The sequence below is a fragment of the Eikenella sp. NML120348 genome (assembly GCF_001648435.1).
GTDB lineage: Bacteria > Pseudomonadota > Gammaproteobacteria > Burkholderiales > Neisseriaceae > Eikenella > Eikenella exigua.
The window spans coordinates 12744-31972 of the sequence record NZ_LXSP01000001.1 but is presented as its reverse complement, the minus strand read 5'-3'; the positions used below and the strand labels follow the sequence as shown (position 1 = coordinate 31972).

The 19229-nt window shown below is 52.5% G+C and carries 16 protein-coding genes; 4 read left to right on the top strand and 12 right to left on the bottom strand.

The window, feature by feature from the left end:
• Positions 1–68 precede the first annotated feature (68 nt).
• The 5 genes from A7P99_RS00135 to A7P99_RS00115 all read right to left on the bottom strand — a co-directional run bounded on the left by A7P99_RS00135 (position 69) and on the right by A7P99_RS00115 (position 5863).
• Positions 69–662 carry an SMC-Scp complex subunit ScpB gene (locus tag A7P99_RS00135; RefSeq protein ID WP_067686142.1) on the bottom strand — a complete coding sequence of 198 codons (594 nt, stop codon included), beginning with the start codon at positions 660–662 and terminating at the stop codon, positions 69–71.
• A gap of 94 nt (positions 663–756) precedes the next feature.
• Positions 757–1140 carry a hypothetical protein gene (locus A7P99_RS00130; protein WP_067527510.1) on the bottom strand — a complete coding sequence of 128 codons (384 nt, stop codon included), beginning with the start codon at positions 1138–1140 and terminating at the stop codon, positions 757–759.
• A 157-nt stretch (positions 1141–1297) separates the two neighbouring features.
• A complete protein-coding gene (alr, locus tag A7P99_RS00125) occupies positions 1298–2353 on the bottom strand; it encodes an alanine racemase (RefSeq protein ID WP_067527508.1) in 1056 nt (351 codons plus the stop codon).
• A gap of 208 nt (positions 2354–2561) precedes the next feature.
• On the bottom strand, positions 2562–3515 hold the full coding sequence (locus A7P99_RS00120; protein ID WP_067444928.1) for a peptidylprolyl isomerase: 954 nt from the start codon (positions 3513–3515) through the stop codon (positions 2562–2564).
• The gene (locus tag A7P99_RS00115; RefSeq protein WP_231863682.1) at positions 3512–5863 is read right to left on the bottom strand and encodes an LPS-assembly protein LptD; all 2352 of its coding nucleotides are present in this window, start codon (positions 5861–5863) and stop codon (positions 3512–3514) included. The genes A7P99_RS00120 and A7P99_RS00115 overlap by 4 nt, the downstream gene beginning before the upstream one ends.
• 20 nt (positions 5864–5883) lie before the next feature.
• On the opposite strand from A7P99_RS00115, the gene amgK reads away from it, so the two are divergent.
• Together amgK and A7P99_RS00105 are read left to right on the top strand one after the other, a co-directional pair.
• Positions 5884–6888, top strand: a complete 1005-nt coding sequence (gene amgK / locus A7P99_RS00110; RefSeq protein WP_067446192.1) for an N-acetylmuramate/N-acetylglucosamine kinase AmgK — start codon at positions 5884–5886, stop codon at positions 6886–6888.
• 187 nt (positions 6889–7075) lie between these two features.
• Positions 7076–7885 (top strand): CPBP family intramembrane glutamic endopeptidase, encoded by an 810-nt coding sequence (locus A7P99_RS00105; RefSeq protein ID WP_067446187.1) that lies wholly within the window; start codon positions 7076–7078, stop codon positions 7883–7885.
• A gap of 184 nt (positions 7886–8069) precedes the next feature.
• On the opposite strand, the gene aroB is transcribed toward A7P99_RS00105, so the two are convergent.
• The 7 genes from aroB to pilM are packed head-to-tail and all read right to left on the bottom strand — an operon-like array spanning position 8070 to position 14860.
• Positions 8070–9146 carry a 3-dehydroquinate synthase gene (gene aroB, locus A7P99_RS00100; RefSeq protein ID WP_067446185.1) on the bottom strand — a complete coding sequence of 359 codons (1077 nt, stop codon included), beginning with the start codon at positions 9144–9146 and terminating at the stop codon, positions 8070–8072.
• A complete protein-coding gene (locus tag A7P99_RS00095; RefSeq protein WP_067527504.1) occupies positions 9146–9694 on the bottom strand; it encodes a shikimate kinase in 549 nt (182 codons plus the stop codon). Before A7P99_RS00095 ends, aroB begins: the two co-directional genes overlap by 1 nt.
• 29 nt (positions 9695–9723) lie before the next feature.
• A complete protein-coding gene (pilQ, locus tag A7P99_RS00090; protein WP_197481751.1) occupies positions 9724–11847 on the bottom strand; it encodes a type IV pilus secretin family protein in 2124 nt (707 codons plus the stop codon).
• Between the two features lie 21 nt (positions 11848–11868).
• Complete coding sequence (locus tag A7P99_RS00085) at positions 11869–12408, bottom strand: pilus assembly protein PilP (RefSeq protein ID WP_067446180.1); 540 nt, start codon at positions 12406–12408, stop codon at positions 11869–11871.
• A gap of 30 nt (positions 12409–12438) precedes the next feature.
• Positions 12439–13053, bottom strand: a complete 615-nt coding sequence (locus A7P99_RS00080) for a type 4a pilus biogenesis protein PilO (RefSeq protein ID WP_067446176.1) — start codon at positions 13051–13053, stop codon at positions 12439–12441.
• A gap of 15 nt (positions 13054–13068) precedes the next feature.
• Entirely contained in the window at positions 13069–13758 is a 690-nt protein-coding gene (locus A7P99_RS00075; protein WP_067446171.1) for a PilN domain-containing protein, read from the bottom strand.
• Between the two features lies 1 nt (position 13759).
• Positions 13760–14860 (bottom strand): type IV pilus biogenesis protein PilM, encoded by a 1101-nt coding sequence (gene pilM, locus A7P99_RS00070; protein WP_067438439.1) that lies wholly within the window; start codon positions 14858–14860, stop codon positions 13760–13762.
• A 131-nt stretch (positions 14861–14991) separates the two neighbouring features.
• Between pilM and A7P99_RS00065 the strand changes: the two genes are divergently transcribed.
• Positions 14992–17358: a penicillin-binding protein 1A gene (locus A7P99_RS00065; RefSeq protein ID WP_067446168.1), complete on the top strand. Its 2367-nt coding sequence runs from the start codon at positions 14992–14994 to the stop codon at positions 17356–17358.
• Positions 17359–17943: 585 nt separating this feature from the next.
• Positions 17944–19161, top strand: coding sequence for an aromatic amino acid transporter (locus A7P99_RS00060; protein WP_067447308.1), 1218 nt, complete (start codon positions 17944–17946; stop codon positions 19159–19161).
• Positions 19162–19229: the final 68 nt, after the last annotated feature.

Sequence of the window (19229 nt, the reverse complement as noted above, 5' to 3'; positions counted from 1 at the left end):
ACTGGAGCGGATACTTTTCAGGTAGCCTTCATCAGGCTACCTGAAAATATGGGGCGCGCTCGAATGCTCTATTCCACGTCCTCTTCTTCCACCATCTCTTCTTCTGCCGTTGCACCATGAATACCCAACTCAGGCAACACCAACTCACCCAGTTCAGCCAGGGGCGGCAGGGATTCGAGGGTGTCGATTTGCAAATCAGCGAGGAAGGTTTTGGTGGTGGCCCACAGGCTGGGGCGGCCGATGGTGTCGCGCTTGCCCACACTTTCTATCCAGCCACGTTCTTGCAGGGTTTGCATCACGTTTTGCGACACCGCCACGCCACGAATGGCTTCGATGTCGCCGCGCGTTACCGGCTGGCGGTAGGCGATGATGGCCAAAGTTTCCATCACGGAGCGGGAATATCGCGGTGTACGCTGCTCTTCCAGGCTGCCAAGCCGCTCGAAGGCGGCAGAGGCTACCTGAAACCGCCAGCCCTCGTGGGTATGCACCAATTGCAGTGCCCTGCCCTGCCAGCGTTGTTGTAGGGCTTCGAGCACGTCTTCGAGCTTATCGGCAGAAAGCGGCGGCTCGCACAGGGCGCGCAGGCGGCGTTCGGGCAGCGGCTCGGATTGAGTGAGCAGCGCGGCTTCGATCAGGCTTTCGGGGGAAAGGGTTGGCGGCATGGGTGGTTTGATGTGTGTTGGGCGGGTTTGGCAAAACGTCGGCGATAAATGCCGGGCTGCTTTTTTCAGGTAGCCTCCAAGCAGCGGAACAACTTTACCGAGACGGCGTGCTATTGCCTTCTATTTCTTTACAAACCCTGGCGGCATAGTCTTCTCTGTCTTTGCTGGCATAGGGTTCGTATTGCACAACTTGTTGGCCGGCATACACTTGGCCGTTTCTCTGCTGCAGGCGCAGGCCGTTGCCGAGACGAATGCTGTTGCCGCTGCGCTGCCACCTGCCCGCGGCGCTGTCTTCTTTGTAATCCATGATGGAAAGCAGGCAGTACTGGCTGTTGGGCAACACCTCGATCACCAGCATTTTTCGGATGTCGGCACCGCCGTGGACGCCCCATTCAACGTATTTGTATGTACCTGTACCAAGCGGTTGGGCTTGGGCGCACAAGGGGGCGAAGAGCAGGAAGGGAAGGAGTTTTTTCATGGGTATTGTCATGGGTAGTATTGTCGATGAATGATAGCTTTATACAGCCTCAAATAACAGGCCAAAGGCTACCTGAAAATGCACAACTGTTTTAACTGCGTTGAAACTTCGCAGAAACGCTGTTGAAGCTTTTTTCAGGTAGCCTTCAACTTATTGATTACTCTTGATACACATAGTTGGCCCGCTTGATGTGGCACAGCAGCTCGTAGGAAATCGTGCCGGCGGATTGGGCCACGGTGGCGACGGAAACGGCGTCGCCCCACAGCTCCACTTCGCTGCCCACGCCTTGGTGGTGGTCGAGCTCGACGGCGAGCATATCCATGCTCACGCGGCCGATGAGGCGGCTGGGTTGGCCGTTTACGGTGAGCGGGCAGCCGTTTTGTGCGGTGCGGGGGTAGCCGTCGGCATAACCGCAGGCAGCAATGCCGATGCGGGTGGAGCGTTCGGTTATGAAGGATGCGCCGTAGCCGACGGGCTCGCCGGGCTGGAGGGTGCGTTCGGCAAAGATGCGGCTGGTGAGGCGCATCACGGGTTTGAGTTCGGGGCAGGCGCCGGGGAAGGGGTCGATGCCGTAGAGGGCGATGCCGGCGCGCCCCCAGTCGCGGCGGGCGGCGGGGTGGGCGATGATGGCGGCGGAGTTGGCGAGACTCTGTGCGCCGGAAAGGCCAGCCACGGCGGTGTCGAAGGCGGCCAGCTGGGCGGCGGTCATCGATTGTTCCGGCTCGTCGGCGCGGGCGAAGTGGGTCATGTTCACAATATGCGCCACCTGCGGGCTTTGGCGCAGGGCTTGGTGGGCGGGGGCGAAGTTTTGCGGGAAGAAGCCCACGCGGTGCATGCCGGAATCCATTTTCAGCCAAACGGTTACCGGCTCGCGCCAGCGGTGTGCCAGCAGGCTTTCGAGCTGCCATTGGTTTTGTACGCCAGGCCACAGGCGATATTTGTCTACCGCAGCGTATTCGGCGGGCTCAAACACGCCTTCGAGCATCACGATGGGCGCGCTGATGCCGGCTTCGCGCAGTTCGATGCCCTCATCCAGCGTGGCCACAGCAAAACCATCAGCCAAATCGGCCAGCGCACGGGCGCAGCGCACGGCACCATGGCCGTAGGCATCGGCTTTCACCACGGCGAGCATTTTGTTGCCGTGCAGGCGTTTGAGTAGTTGGTAGTTGTGGCGCAGGTGGCTGAGGCGGATGGTGGCGGTAAGCGGGCGCATGGTAGTTCTCTTCTATTAGGCTTCTGTTACTTGGGTTTACGGGTTTCAGGTAGCCTTGGAGGCTACCTGAAAAGAAGTGTGGCATTGGTATGGTCATACCAAATCTATGGCAGCACGATTTGGCCAAACCTGAGGCTACCTGAAACTTTCAGGTAGCCTGTAAATTGGCCGCAAAGGATAGGCCAATCATCCTCTGCGGCCAATCCGCCTACTGCATCCGAATGGAAATAAAGCTGTTTTGATGCAGCTGCTGGAGCAGGCTCTGCATAGCGGCTTGGGTTTTCTGGGCGGCAATGGCATCGTGCACGCCGGCGCGGATGCGGGCATCGGGCGTGTTGGGCGTGCGGGCTTCCACCAGGCGGATCACATGCCAGCCGAACTGGGTGTGCACCGGCGCGCTTACCTGACCAGGCTTCAGGCCGCGCATGGCGCGCTCGAACTCGGGCACGGTTTCACCTTCAGAGAGCCAGCCCAAATCGCCGCCGTTGGCAGCACTGCTGTCTTGCGAATACTGGCGCGCCAAGGCGGAAAAATCGGCGCCGCGTTGGGCATTTTGCGCCAGGCGTTGCGCCAGCCGCTGGGAGCGTTCACCCTGGCTGGCAATCAGGATGTGCTGGGCATGATATTGGGTTTTGGGCGTAGCCTGCGGCAAGGCAATGCCTTGGGCGCGGGCGCGAGCGATAGCGGCATTGATTTCCTCTTCGCTCACTTTAGTCTCGCCGGCGGTCTGCCCCTGCTGTACGCGCTGGGCGAGCATGCTATCGCGTACTTGGCGACGCAGGGCACTTTTGTTGATGCCAAAGCGGGCTTGGGCAGCTTCAAATTGAGCCACGCTTTTGCGGCGGGAGGCGGCGATGCGGGCGATTTCTGCTTCCACTTCGGCATCGGGCACTTGGATATTGTTGCGCCGACCGGCCTGCACCAAAAGCGATTGGTTCACCAGCTGCATCAGGGTTTGCCGCTGCAATTCCTGCTCGGATACTTGCGTACCGCGCGGCATTTGACTGCGGGTGTGGGCCACGGCCTGATCGAGCTCACGCTGGGTGATGACTTCGTTCTCCACCACGGCCACGATGTTGTCTACCGACCGCACGGTGTTGGCCGAGGCTACCTGAAAAGCCAGGCTCATGCCCAGCGCCAAAACCAAAGTTTTCATTTTCATTTACGCATTACCTCATCAATGTTGGTGTAGCCAGGAATCGACTGGCGGATTTGTTCAAAAGGATTGTTGCCCAAGCTGCTTAAATCACGCAGGCGCAGCTGGAGGAAGAAGGCGTTTTTGCTAGAGTTCACGCCGTTTACATAATGCTGACCGACGGCACTCAAGCTCCAGCAGCCGCAGCCGCTGATGTATTCCATGCCCAAAAGGTGTTCCACTGGCTTATGTTCGCTGAAGGAATAGCTGTGGCGGCCCACTAGATAAAGATTGCGGCTCACCGGCCATTGGAAATACACGTCGGCCCGGCGCACTTTGCCGTATACGTCGTCGTAAATTTCGCCATGGCGGCGGTATTGATAGCGCGCACCCACAGTTTTGCCTGGCTCCGGGCTGTAGCGCAGGCCGAAATGATATTTGGCCGCGGCATTTTGGCTGGTGTCGTAGTGCACTTCGCTGTTCAGCCAGATATTGTCGGTTACCCGGCCGTCGGCAAAGGCCAGCAAATCGGAATGGCCGCTGCGCCGCTGCACACGGCTGCCGTCGAGCAATACGTCGTCACGAGTGAAATACAGGCGCTGACCAAGGCCGGCGGAGAAACGCTCTGCGCCATTCCGGGCATCATACAGGCGGGTTTGCACCGCCATGGTGAGGAAGTTGGCAGCGTTGATGCGGTCGTGGCCGGAGAAACGGTTCTCGCGGAATAGTTGGCTGTAATTGAAACTGTTTTCGGCAGTATCAAACAGCGGAATATCGTTTTGCTGCTTGGTGGGGATGTAGGTGTAGAACAGGCGCGGCTCTAAGGTTTGCACATAATCACGCCCCTGCCAGCTGGCCGGCCGCTCAAACACCATGCCGCTATCCACGCTGAAGGTGGGCAGTATGCGGCTGAAATTGCGTGCCTGTGCGCCGTTGTGGCTATCGAGGTTGTAATAAGTGGCGTGCAAGCCGAGCTTGGGTCGGACATAGCCCCAGCTGCGGTTGAGTTCCGCGCTCACACTGGGGTTGAGCACCAAACGGCTGCCTTCCTGTTTGCTATCGTGGCGGAAGTTGCTGTATTGACCGAACATTTGGAAGTTGGCGATGCCAAAACGCTTCTGCCACTGGCTGCTTAGGCGCGGCAACAATGCATAGGGTTGGTCGCCTTTGTAGCCGTCGGCATTAGCCAGAGTTTGGTATTTCTGCACAGTGGCGTAGCTGTCGAAGCGGCCAGTCCACAATTCGGTTTGGTGGCGCAGCCACAACTGGCGGTTGAGATTAACATTGGTGGCGATATCAGTACGGTTGTAGAAATCGCGGTAGTAATCGTCATCGGATACTTGGTGGAAATCCACACCGCCGCTGAGGGTGCGGCTGAATTGATGTTGGTGGTTCCAATCGATTTTGCTACGGGTGGCGTGCCGGCTAAGCTGGTCTTTGGGCAGTACGGCCAAACTTATATCTCCCTGGTATTTAGGCCGCAGATAGCGGAACTGGCCGGCCAGCTGCAGGCCACGCCGGCTATAGAGTTTGGGCGTAAGCGTGAAGTCGTAGTTCGGAGCAAGGTTGAAATAATAGGGAATGGTGATTTCCGCGCCGTTGGAGCCGGCTTTGAAGGTAGGTACTAAAAAGCCGCTTTTACGGTTGCCGTTGAGCGGAAAATCAATCCACGGCGTGTAAAACAGCGGCACACCACCTACAACCAGCGAGGCATTACGCGCCACGCCGACATTGCGTTCGTAGTCCGCTTCAATGCTTTTGGCACGGATATACCAGCTCTCATCGCCCGAGTCGCAGGTGTTGAAGCGGCCGTTTTCCAAGTGGTAGCGGTTTTCGCCATCTATGCGCAGAGTTCGGCTGGTGCCCTGCAGGCGGCGGCCGCTGCTGCTTTCGACTTCGAAGCGGGCATTGGTGGCCTCACCCTGGCGGGTGTCCATCTTATAACGCAGATTCTCGCCACTCACGCGCCCACCGCCCTGCTCCAAAATGAAGCGGCCACCGGCATGCACGGTATCTTGCGGCTGATTGTAGTCAATCCATTGCGCGTTGAGCACCTGGTTGCCGCGCTCCACCACCACATCGCCCTCAGCACGCACGCGCACATCGCTCTGGCCGATAACACGGTCGGCATTCACGCGGGTAACACCTTCGGCCAATGCACCTTCGCCGCTGGTTTTCACCGGCGCAATCATCTGTTTGGGCGCATCCGGCCTGTGGCAGGCTGCCCCTCCCTCTGCCGCCAGCGACAACGGCTCGGCCTGCAGCATGGCCGGCAGGCTCAAACCGGCCAACACGGCGGCCGCCATCGAGCTCAATCGGAAAAAGCAAGACAAAGAATCACCCCAATTTTTCACAGCGGGTTTAAAATGGCGCATATTTTAACCCGAAAAACATCATGGAACGAGAAAAAGAATTGCAAAACTGGCTGCAGAAACGTTATCCGCAGCGGAGTTTCACCCTTTCCTTCGCTGCAGCGGATGCCGATTTCCGCCGCTATTTCCGCGCCGTATTCGAAAACGGCGAGAGCGTGGTCTGCATGGACGCACCGCCCGACAAAATGAGCATCGAGCCTTATTTGCGCGTGCGCGAGATTTTTGCCGCTGTGCACGTGCCGCAAGTGTTCCATCACGATATCGAACACGGTTTCGCCGCCTTGGAAGACTTCGGCAAAGTGCCCTACTTGGCCGCACTGGAACACGACACCCGTCCCGAAGTGCAACGCGCCCTGCTTTTAGATGCGCTCGACACACTGATCGAACTGCAAAAATCCAGCCACCCCGGCGTGCTGCCCGAATACGACGAAGCCGTGATGCGGCGGGAAATGCAGCTGTTCCCCGATTGGTTTATGGCCAAAGAGCTGGGCAAAAGCTTGAACTTCAAACAGCAACAGCTGTGGCGGCAAACGCTCGACACCCTCCTGCCCATGCTTACCGCCCAGCCGCAAGTGTATGTGCATCGCGATTTCATCGTACGCAACCTGATGCTCACCCCGGGCCGCCCCGGCGTGCTGGATTTCCAAGACACGCTCTACGGCCCGATTACTTACGACCTGGTCTCCCTCCTGCGCGACGCATTTATCGAATGGGAAGAAGAGTTTGTGATCGACCTGGCCGTGCGCTACTGGGAAAAAGCCCGTGCCTCCAGCCTGCCCGTACCTGCCGATTTCGACAGTTTCTACCGCGATTTCGAATGGATGGGCGTGCAGCGGCACTTGAAAGTGGCCGGCATTTTCGCCCGCCTGTGGCACCGCGACGGCAAAGGCAAATACCGCCCCGAAATCCCCCGCTTCCTCAACTACCTGCGCCGCACCGCCCGCCGCTACCGCGAACTCGCCCCACTCTACACACTCTTGCTCGAGCTGGTGGGCGACGAAGAACTGCAAACTGGCTACACGTTTTAAACGGCGAACGGTTTTAACTTCGTTGAAACTTACGCTTTCAGGTAGCCCCAAACCAAGCAGAGGGCTACCTGAAACGGGTAACGGCAAGCAGACAATTTTTCAAGCCGCTATTTTGTTTTTCAGGTAGCCTTTTGTTCTGAGACAGGCTACCTGAAAACTTTTCCAGCATAGCAAATACCAAACTATCATGCGACAAACCTACCACCCCCTCACCTTCTTCTCCCTTTCCCTGCTTCTTCCCTGGCTGATGTGGTTCGTCGCCGCCTACATCAGCCATCATCAGCCTTCGAAGGCTATGAAGTATATACAAATCGGCTTAAGCATAATTGGGCTGGTATCGCCGATGTTGCTGGCATTATGGCTGCTGCGAAGCAACCCCAGCTTGCGTGCCGATGCTGCCAACCGGCTGCTGAAGCTGGGCGGTTTTCCCAAACGCTATCTGCTGTGCACCCTTCTGCTCCTGCCGTTTACTTTGATATTGGCACAATTTATCTCCTTGCTGTTTGGCCACAGCATGGCGCAATTCCACATCTCCGGCAACCCCTCATTTAGCTCAGCTATGGTCTCGCCGTGGTTCCTCCTCATTTCTGCTGCCATCATTGAAGAGCTGGCCTGGCACAGCTATGGCACCGATGCGCTATTGAGCCGATTCAGTATGTTCGCCGCCTCCATGATCTTTACCATATATTGGGCGCTGTGGCATCTGCCGCTGGCCTTTATTCAAGGCTACTACCATAGCCAAGTAGTAGCTGAAGGCGCGCTATATACCGCCAATTTTGTGTTCAGCATGATTGTATTCGTGTTGCTTTCCAACTGGCTGTATCTGAAAAGCGGCCGCAGTATCCTGATTGCTGTGTTGTTCCACCTATCTGCCAACCTCGGCAACGAAATTTTTGCCACTCATCCCGATAGCAAAATCATCCAAACTGGTTTGCTGCTTATATTGATCCTCTGGATTATTACCAAAGACAAAGCCTTATTTTTCAGCAAACCTTAAACTTAAACCATGCCCAACAGCCAAAATAATTTTCAGGTAGCCTGCTGTATGAGAGGCTACCTGAAAGTAAGATTTCCACAAAAAGGCGAGTTTCTGCAAAACTAAGATTTTTATTCCCGATATGGCATCGGCCTGTATTGCTGTACCAACTTGATAAATTAGCCAACTCGCTTGCAATGGGCAATCAGATGCTTTGCAGCAAGGCTGCCATGTCTTCACGGCTGAAGCCAGCTTCCACTGCAGCTTGGCCGAGCTGTTTGAGAATAACAAGACGGATTTGGCCGGCTTGATTTTTTTTGTCATGCTGCATGTGGGCAAGCCAGGTATCAATCACAAACTCCGGCGGTGCAACGGGCAATCGTGCGGCTTGCAGCAGGCGGATGATGCGTTCGGTGTCGGCGGTTTTCAGGTAGCCTTTATGCTCGGAAAGTCGCGCAGCAAGCACCATGCCGGCAGCCACAGCTTCGCCATGCAACCAGTTGCCATAGCCCATTTGGGTTTCGATGGCATGGCCAAAGGTGTGGCCGAGGTTGAGCAGGGCTCGGATGCCCTGTTCTTTTTCGTCCTGCTCAACGATGTGCGCCTTCATTTGGCAGCAGTGGCGGATGGTATCAGCGAGAGCGGTTTGCTCTTGCTGCATAATGCTGGGCATGGTTTGTTCGAGTCGGGCGAGAAAATCAATGTCTCTGAGCAGGGCGTATTTGATGACTTCGGCCAAGCCACCGGAAAATTCGCGCGGAGGAAGGGTTTGTAGGGTGGCAGTATCGGCAATGACGGCTTGGGGCTGGTAAAACGCGCCGATCATGTTTTTGCCGAGGGAATGGTTGATACCGGTTTTCCCACCCACGGATGAATCGACTTGGCTGAGCAGGGTGGTGGGAATTTGAATGAAGGGGATGCCGCGCTGGTAGGTAGCGGCAGCAAAACCGGCAAGGTCGCCGATTACGCCGCCGCCGAGAGCGAGGATGGTGGTACGGCGGTCGGCATGGTGCTGCAACAATCCAGTGTAGATTTGCTGGAGGGATTCGTTATTTTTGTATTGTTCGCCGTCGGGCAGGATGATGCTGCAGGTACTGATGCCGAGTTGTCGGCAGGCGGCTTCAATAGAAGCAAGGTAGAGCGGGGCAACGGTCTGGTTGCTGATGATGGCGGCTTTGCTGCTAATGTGTGGGCGGATGTGTTCGGCCAGATTATCAAGCAGGCGAAAGCCGATGTGGATGGGGTAGCTGTGGCCGGGGGTATGGACGTGCAGAGTTTGCATCATCGGTTTTCTTGGCTATGTTGTTGAATCAGCTGCAACAGTTGCTTGGTGATTCGCGGGCAGGAGTGTTGCGGCGGAATATTGAAAATGAGGTGGGCGGTTTCGCGGTAGAGCGGGTCGCGCTGTTGGTAGGATGTTTGCAGCTTGTCGAGTGGGTCGGCTACCTGCAACAGGGGGCGGTTTTTGTCGTATTGGATGCGCCGGTATAGAATTTCTGGGGTGGCGTGCAAATAGATCACTGTGCCGCGCGTATGCAGACAACGGCGATTGTCGGGAGACAAGACAGCTCCACCACCTGTGGCAAGGACGATGGGATGGCGGCGGGTAAGTTCGTCAATAATGGCAGCTTCGCGCTTACGAAAACCACTATCCCCTTCCAGCTCGAAAATAGTGGGGATAGAAACGCCAGTGCGTTGGCAAATCAGTTGGTCGCTATCGATAAAATCGCGTTGTAGCAACGCTGCCAACTGCTTCCCATGCGTGGTCTTACCCGCACCCATCAATCCGATGAAAAAAATATTGCCTGCCATGGTATCCATGGCAGGCATTGTAACCGAATCAATCGGTGAAGTGTGGCTTAGTAGCGCAGAACGTTACCTTCACTACCCATGATTCTCGGGGTGATGAAGATCAGTAATTCGTTCTTCTCATTGTTGCGCTTAGTACCACGGAACAAGGGGCCAAAGAGCGGAATATCACCCAGCAAAGGTACTTTATACTGAGTATTGGAGTTATCTTCCTCATAGATACCACCCAAGATAATAGTGCCACCATCTTCTACCATGGCACGGGTAGTCAGCTCTTTGGTGCTGATACATGGAGTACCTAATACGCTACAACCCTGATCCACAGAGTCTTTATTCAGCTTGATATCCATAATCACATTGCCATCAGGCGTGATTTGCGGAGTAACGGTCAATCCCAATACAGCTTCTTTGAAGCTGGTACTGGTAGCACCACTGGAAGAAGCTTCTTGGTAAGGAATTTCCCGACCAGCTTTAATGGTTGCTTCTTTACGGTCTTGAGTCAGCACGCGCGGACTAGAAATAATCTTGCCACGGTTTTGCTCCTGCATGGCAGTCAACTCCAAACCAAGTGCACCGGAAGACAAGGCACGAACAATGGTCAGCGAAGAAGTCGCAGATGCTGCCGGCAGATTCACGTTCGGAGCAAGGTTAAAGATGTTACCGGTGGTGCTGGAGCCCCCACCCAAACCACTACCTACTCGGGTTGAACCGAATTTACGATCATAACCAAATTTCACACCCAATGCACGGGAGAAGCCATCTTTAGCTTCAACAATACGAGCCTCAATCATCACTTGACGGGCAGGAACATCCAACTGTTCAATTAATCGCTCAAACTCTTTAATAACGTTTTGATTATCTTTAATAATCAAAGTATTAGTAGCCGGATCAATAACAGCAGAACCACGACTGCTCAATAAAGAGTTATTGTTATTACTGTTATTGGATCCACCATTCTCATTAATATTCAAAATTTTGCGGAATTCATTAACATCTTTATACTTCAACTGAAATGTACGAGACACCAGCGGACCAAGCTCTTCGATACGTTTAGCACCTTCCAAAGCTTTAAGATCAATTTCTCGAAATTCATCAGCAGGAGCAACACGGATAATATTACCGTTACGACGTGACTCTAGCCCGCGTGATTGCATTACCAAGTCCAAAGCCTGATCCCAAGGCACATCTTTTAATGACAAGGTCATCTTGCCAGAAACACTGTCACTAGCCACAATGTTCATATTGGATTCTTTAGCTAAAATTTGCAGAATGGTACGCACATCTACGTCTTGGAAATCTAAAGAAACACGTTTGCCGGTAAAGTTACGGTTGCGATTACGGTTGATACCATCTTCGGCCACTACAGATTTGGGAGAAACGGTAATAGTATACCGACCAGCAGACTGGCTGGTTTTATGCTCCCAGCCGCCTTGATTTTTAATGGTAATCTCAGTATCGTTACCTAAACGGCGCAAACTGATAGTCCGAACCGGTGTGCTGAAATCGGTCACATCCAAATTGCGCTGAGCAGCAATCGGCAATTGGTTATTTTTCAGTAAAATAACCAGGTTATTTGAACGCTGTTTAATTTCAGGAGCGCCACGATAGCCGGCGGTATTAATTTCAATCACACCTGAATTATTTGCACCTTTGTGAAAATCAACTGCTACGTTTGCAGTATTGCTGCCAAGAGCAGTTTGTCCTGCGGCAGGCTTACGCTCAGTTACACCCAGAGACTCTTGCTGAATCTGGTTGTTGGGTGCAGTAGTTCTGGCAGCTGCAGAAGATGCTTGACCAGACTCGTTCAGATAAATCCAAACTTCGTTACCTTTGATTTCAGCATTGTATTGCCCTGGTCTGTTTAAGTTGAGCAAAACACGGGTCTTATTGCCGTCTTGAGCAACTGCGATTTGACTAAGCAAGGAGTCATTATATTGAAGTACCGGTTGGCTAAGATTAGCACCGGTATTTTGGAAATCCAAAGCAATACGAGCAGGCGTAGTAGTAATGAAACCGCTAGGCTTCAACACATCCCGATCGAAATGGATTTTGATAACTTTTTGATTATTTGGCAAAGCAGAGACATTAATATCTGTAATATTACCAGCTAGTACGCCTTGTATGGCCAAGCCCATACCTAAAGCAGTTAGATATTGCAGTTTTTTGATTTTCATAGCGTAAATCCCTTGATAAGTTTAATTAGGTTTTGATTGATTAGAAGCATCTGGAGTTGTGTTCAGTTCCAACTCCGCTGTTCGACGTTGCCATGCACCATAGCTGTCTTCAGTTACCTCCGATAAAATCAGCTTATCCGGCGTAATAGCTGTAATTTGTCCGTAGTTTTGACCGAGATAATTGCCAACATGTACGGTATAGGTATGCCCACCGGCTTCAACAAAAGCAGAAACCTGTCCACCCCGCTTAATAGAGCCCACATAACGCAAGCTTTCCAAACTAAAGTTCTCCAAAATCTCTTTTGGCCTATCGGGGTTTGGAGCATTAATACCTGATTGCTGATTCACACGAAGCCGCTTTGAATCAAATATATTCAAACCATTAATAACAGGATCGATATACTCAGGCGACTTTGAAATAGTTGGTATCTGAGGTTGACGAACTTTATTTTTTGCTTCAGCCCGGGCGTTATCCATCCACTGCTGCAAATCACCCTCTGCCAAAGAACAGGCCGTCAGCAAAAAAATAATAGCTAAGAACCTTAGTATATTTTTCTTCATTATAAAATCCTTTATAAAGAACCATTCTTATCATTCAGCTTGTGATGCAGCTGATGCAGCAGCCACCTCACTCTGCGCCAACGCCTTATAGGTATTAGCATTAGCAGTCAAAGTGAGTACGCCATTACTATCTTTTGCATCTGCAGGAGCAAGACTGATCTTATCCAAAGTTACGATACGGGACAGACGGCCCACATCACGTATAAATTGTGCAATTTGATCATAATTTCCCGAAATGGAAATTTCATAAGGCAATTGTTGTACGTTATCAAGATCCACCGGGGGTAGAGGCTTCACACTATTCATCCGCATACTGTTTTTGGCCCCAGCTTGATGCAGCTCCTGAATCAGGTTCGGAATTTCTGCATCAGTTGGCAGCTGCTTCAGCAACACATTAAATGCAGTTCGGATTTTTTCCAGTTCATCTTTCAAAACCGGCAGATTAGCCGCTTGATCAGCTTTACTCTGATAGTCCTGCTTCAACTGCTCTTCTTTCTGCTGCAAGGCCTCAAACTCTTCCCACTGCTCTTTAAACAAAACAAAGTAGCCCGCAACTAAAAGAAGAACAACAATAACAATACCAGCCCCAAGCTGAACCAGCTTGTTCTGTTTATATAGGGTGTTAAGGTCAATTTTTTGTGCCATGATTTCATCCTTCCATTAATTCGCAGGGGAGGAAGTGGCTGTAGCAGATGACGCAGGCGCTACAGGTGTATTAGGTATTGATGCGGAAACGTCGCTGGCAGCAGAAGCAGACTCTGACGGCATTACAATAGGAGCAACATTCGCATAGTCGCCATTCATCGGTGCAGAAGCAGAAACTGCTACGGTCAATTCAAATTCTTGCACTGATTCTACTTTATTGATGCGATCTAATGAGGGCTGACCAAATACATTGGTACTCGGGATCACACGCATGAGATCGGCAATTTTGCTATCGCTGGTAGCTTTGCCCGACAGGGTATAAGTACTGACATCTTTTGCCTTAATCCCTGTAAGGTAAACACCTTCAGGTGCAACAGTATTCAGAGAATCAATCATCCTAGCCGCTTCAAAACGTTTATTTTCCAGTTCTTCTACTTTGGCTTTCCGAGCCAAGAAGTCACGTTTCTCAGCTTCCAAGGTTTCTACTTCCTTGATTTGAATATCTAGTTGCTCGATACCAGCAGTTAACTGCTGATTGCGGGACTCTTGGTTCAAAATCAAGCCACTAAGCGATACATAGGTAAACACCAACAAACCAACTCCTATCAAACCGGAAAATACCATCAGCCTGGTAAACTGAGCTTTTTTCTGCTTATCCTGCTCCTCACGATAAGGGAGCATATTCAGTTGAATCAATGGAATCATTTTACAATCCTCTTACAGCCAATCCAAATGCAACGGTTAGTTGCCCGGATTCCAAATTAAATTTCGAAGTTTCGGTTTGTTTGCTGCCTCGTGTGCTAGCAATAGGCTCCACTTGCTGAGTAGAGATATTTGTTTGAGCGTACACGCTTTTTGCAAGACCGAAAGGCTGCATAAACGGACATCCAGAAATCAAGATGTGCTTAATGCTATCTTGGTAATCACTGCTAACCGTGGTGTAATAGAATTGCAGAACCCTTTGGATTTCCTGAGTAAGCTGACTATTAAAGTGATCAGCTACTGCGCCTTGGAAATCTGCGGGCTTATTGCTTTTGAAACGCATACTCCACGCATCATCCTCGCTCAATTTATATTGGCGCTGGATATTGTGGGTCAGCTGCTTGTTGCCAAAATTGGTTTCTTGTTTATAAACAAGATTGCCATTTTGGAGGATCAAAGCTTTGGTCTGATCTTCATCTACATGGAAGATAGCCAGTTTTTGATGTTCCAAATCGGGAGCGAATTGATCGATCCAAACAGAGAAAGCATTTACAACAGCGAAAGTATCCACATCCATTTGTGTCAATGGAATATCAGCATCCGAGAACAAGTCTGTGCGCAAATCCACATCGTCACGCTTGGCGGCAGCCATCACGATTTCCTGCACATTACCGTTTTGCAATTCAGCAGTAACTTGGAAATCATAGCTCAGATTATCGGAGCCGATGGTTTGGCTGGCTTCCAGTTCAACGAACTCATCTATCGGCAAATCAGAACTACGAACATCATAAGTAATCGTTTGTATGTTGGTTAGAGCTTGCGGCAAGGCTGCTGTTACATTCTTGCAACCACTACCGAGCTGTTGGTAAGCTTGTTGTAAATATGACACGAGTTGGTCATGATCTTCGATGTTGCCGTTTATAATAACGCCTTTAGGTAGGGGCTGGATGGTGTAATTTTCCAACCGAAGATTACCCGGAACGCTGCCAACAAGATGTACCATATTAATGGCGGTTGGCGTAATATCCACGCCCAAACAGCCTTTGCTGCCAAAAGATATTTTAGTCTTTTGTTTTGATTTTCTTGGTTTTTTTAATATTCGCATCTTTAAGTCTCCCTTTGAAAGACCAATTGAACGGTCACAGGTAAATTTATATCAGGTTTTGCGTTTTCTTGCATAAATTAAGGTATAGTTTACTTTAATCAAAGTACTTATTGATAGAAAAATTTGTAACTATGTTTAGAAAAATATTTAAAACTGTCTTTGGATTATTATTGGGGCTAGCCTTGTTCGGTATCGGATTGCTGGCTATTGCAGTTTTAGCAACCTACCCGAAACTACCCAGCTTAGAGATAGTAACAAATTATCAACCCAGGATGCCGCTAACTATTTATTCATCAGATGGCAAGCTCATCGGTATGTATGGCGAAGAGCGCCGTGCGTTTACTAAAATCGACGAATTCCCACCGATATTGATCAATGCCGTTATCGCTGCAGAAGATAAACGCTTCTATCAACACTGGGGGGTAGACGTTACTGGCGTGGCGCGTGCTCTGATTGGCAACTTCCGTGCCGGCGGTGTGCAATCTGGTGCCAGTACTATTACCCAGCAGGTAGCCCGCAACTTTTACCTCACCAACGAGCGCAGCTACCGCCGTAAGTTCAATGAGGCATTATTGGCCTACAAAATCGAGCAATCGCTAAGCAAACAACAGATTTTGGAGCTGTATTTCAACCAAATCTACTTGGGTCAGCGTGCCTACGGCTTTGCTGCCGCTTCGCAGATTTACTTCAATAAGCCAGTTAAAGAACTGACTTTGGCCGAAGCCACCATCCTGGCCGGCCTGCCTAAAGCACCTTCTTCTTTCAACCCGATCGTGAACCCCGAACGTGCCCGTTTGCGCCAGCGTTATATTCTCAACAATATGGTTGAAGAAAAGATGATTACGCCCGCGGAACGTGACCAAGCGCTGGCTGAAGAATTGCATTACCGACGCCAACAGGTAGAGATTGACCAAAACTCTCTATATGTAGCTGAAATGGTTCGCCAAGAAATGTACGATCGATACGGCGAAGATGCCTATACTCAAGGCTTCCGTGTGTACACCACCGTTAGCTCAGAAAGCCAAAGAGTGGCCACCCTAGCCCTGCGCCGTGCCCTGAAAGGCTTCGGGCTGGGTGCTTATCGTGGTGCAGAAGCATTTATCGATTTAAAAACGATAGAAGCCGACGCCTTGGATGAAAACCTAGATCAATATCTGGATACAGTTTACACTGTAGCCGGTCTACAACCGGCTGTGGTGTTGCAAGCCAACCGCTCTTCGATAGAGGCCTACACACAAGGCGGCAACCGCATCAAAATCAGCGGCAATGCACTCAACTATGTAGCGCGTACTATCAACAACGGTAAAGACAATGCCATCCGCCCCGGTGCGGTTATCCGCGTGCGCAAACTCGATCGCGGCTGGCAAATCAGCCAAATGCCCGAGCTGCAAGGCGCATTTGTGGCATTAGACAGCAAAACTGGCGCCATCCGCGCCTTGGTGGGCGGTTTCGACTTCCATAGTAAGAGCTTCAACCGTGCCACTCAGGCCGAGCGCCAGCCCGGATCTACCTTCAAGCCCTTTGTGTACTCCGCTGCTTTGGCCAAAGGGATGACTGCCGCCACCACCATCAATGATGCCCCGATCGAATTGCCCGGCATGGGTAGCGGCGGCCGTCCGTGGCGTCCGAAAAACTCTGATGGCCGCTACTCTGGCTTCATCACCCTACGCCAGGCGCTTACTGCGTCTAAAAATATGGTTTCTATCCGCATCGTGATGGCACTCGGTGTGCACGAAGTGCATCAATACGTACAGCGTTTCGGCTTCAATGCCCGCCAGGTTCCCGATTCGCTGTCTATGGCCTTGGGTAGTGGCGTGGCTACCCCGCTGCAAATGGCGCAGGCCTATGCCGTATTTGCCAACGGCGGCTATAAAGTATCGCCCTATGTGATTGACCGTATTGAAAATAACCAAGGCCGTCTGCATGCCCAGATGAAACCTTTGGTGGCCGGCGAAAGCGCGCCGCAGGTTATTGATCCGCGCAACGCCTACATCATGTATACCATCATGCAAGACGTGGTGCGCCGAGGTACCGGTGCCCGCGCCAACGCACTGGGCCGACGTGATATTGCCGGTAAAACCGGTACCACCAACGAAAACAAAGATGCCTGGTTTGCCGGTTTCAATCCCGACTTGGTGGGCGTGGTGTATATCGGTTTCGACAAACCGCGCAGCATGGGCCGCGCCGGCTTTGGCGGCACGATCGCCCTGCCCGTATGGGTGGAATACATGCGCTACGCACTCAAAGGAGTACCGCAAAAAGGCATGCCGATGCCCGCGAAGATTGTCCGCAATGGCGGCGAATACTTCCTGCAAGAGCAGCAGAGCACCAGCCCGCGCCTGGCTATCGACAACCGTGGCGCCACTCCTGATGCCGAAGATATCCAAGCCGCAGGCGGCGATCCGGTGATCCCGGAAGAAACCGCGGTAGAGCCGGTACAGCCGCAAAACGGCGGTGGCGGCGCAGTACCCTCGCAAGAGATTGACGCTCTGTTCTAAACCAAACGCCCTGCCTGATTGAAAAGGCTACCTGAAACCCTATCCGGTATTTTCAGGTAGCCTTTTTCTCTAGTTGAAACATATGCAGCATTACACAGCCAATACAGTTGCCACGTGAGCAGCAAGTTACTTGTTCTACGCCACATGCTACCTGAAAACATAAGGCTTCAACAAAGTTCCAACGAGCTTTGCCCGTTTCTGCAAAGCTAACAATTTATTTTCAGGTAGCCTCTGGCTCAAACAGTATGATCTGCCTGCTAGACAACATCCAAGCAACAACATGACAACAAAACTGCATATTAAAAACTAAACGCCATTAAATAAGCAATAACGTGAGAATATGCCAAAAACCAGGTTCACAAAAATCGCAAATCATATAGTCAAGCCAAGCCCCTGCCCTGTATAATTTCGCCTCCGGCCGCTGCAGATTTGGGCGGCCGTTTCATTTTCCTGCCCCAGGGTGTGGCAGAAGCAATGATTTGTTCCTACATGGCGGTGAGCCACAGACAGCAAGGCAAGCCAACGCAGCAGGAAGCAATTCAGTGCTTTAACCATACCCAAAACCCACTCCATACCCACATCGCCATGAATCAAAAACCCTCCGTACTCGGCGGCGCCATGATTATCGCCGGCACCGTAATCGGCGCCGGCATGCTCGCCAACCCCACCGCCACCGCCGGCATCTGGTTTGCCGGTTCGCTCATCGTGCTGCTCTACACCTGGTTCTCCATGCTCTCCAGCGGCCTAATGATTCTCGAAGCCACCACCCACTACCCGCCCGGCGCCAACTTCGACACCATCGTTAAAGACCTGCTCGGCCGCGGCTGGAGCATCATCACCGGCCTCTCCGTAGCCTTTGTGCTCTATCTGCTCACCTATGCCTACATCTTCACCGGCGGTAACCTCACCGCCCAAGCCCTCCAAGCGCCGCTATGGGTGGGGCAGATCGTGTTTGCCCTCATCTTCGCCGGTTGCGTATGGTGGTCCACCTTCTGGGTAGACCGCGGCACCACCATCCTCATCGGCGGCATGATTATGACCTTCCTCTGGGCCAACGGCGGCCTGCTCCTTTCCGCCCAGCCCGCCGTATTATTCGATACTGCCAGCAGCGGAAACGGCAGCTACTGGATCTACCTCGGTACCGCCCTGCCCGTCTGCCTCGCCTCCTTCGGTTTTCACGGCAACGTGTCCGGCCTATTCGACTACTTCCGTGGCGACGCCAAAAAAGTGGCCCGCTCGCTCTGGCTCGGCACCTTGGTGGCGCTGGCGATCTACGCCCTCTGGCAATTCGCCGTGCAAGGCAACCTGCCGCGCAGCCAATTCGGCCCCGTGATTGCCGCGCAAGACAACGTGGCCGCTCTGCTCACCGCCCTCTCCCAAGTGGCCGGCAGCGGGCTGGTGCGCGTGCTCTCACTGTTTTCCTACATGGCCATCGCCTCCTCCTTCCTCGGCGTAACCCTCGGCCTGCTCGACTACCTCACCGACCTGTTCGGCTTCGGCACCAGCCGCGCCGGCCGCAGCAAAGCCGCCGCCCTCACCTTCCTGCCCCCGCTCGTTGCCTGCCTGCTGTTCCCCACCGGCTTCGTGCTCGCCATCAGCTACGTCGGCTTCGCAGCCACCGTGTGGACCGCATTCGTGCCCGCCCTACTGCTCTACGCCTGCCGCAAAAAATTCGGCGAAGGCAAAGGCTACCGCGTGTACGGTGGGAAATGGCTGATGGCTTGGGTGTTCTTCTTCGGGCTGGCCAACGTAGCCGCCCAAATCCTCAGCCGCGCCAATATCCTGCCCGTGTTTAATGGCTGATACCCGCCAAAAATTTCAGGTAGCCTTCGGATAGCGGCTACCTGAAAAATGGTGGGGAACAGACTTTC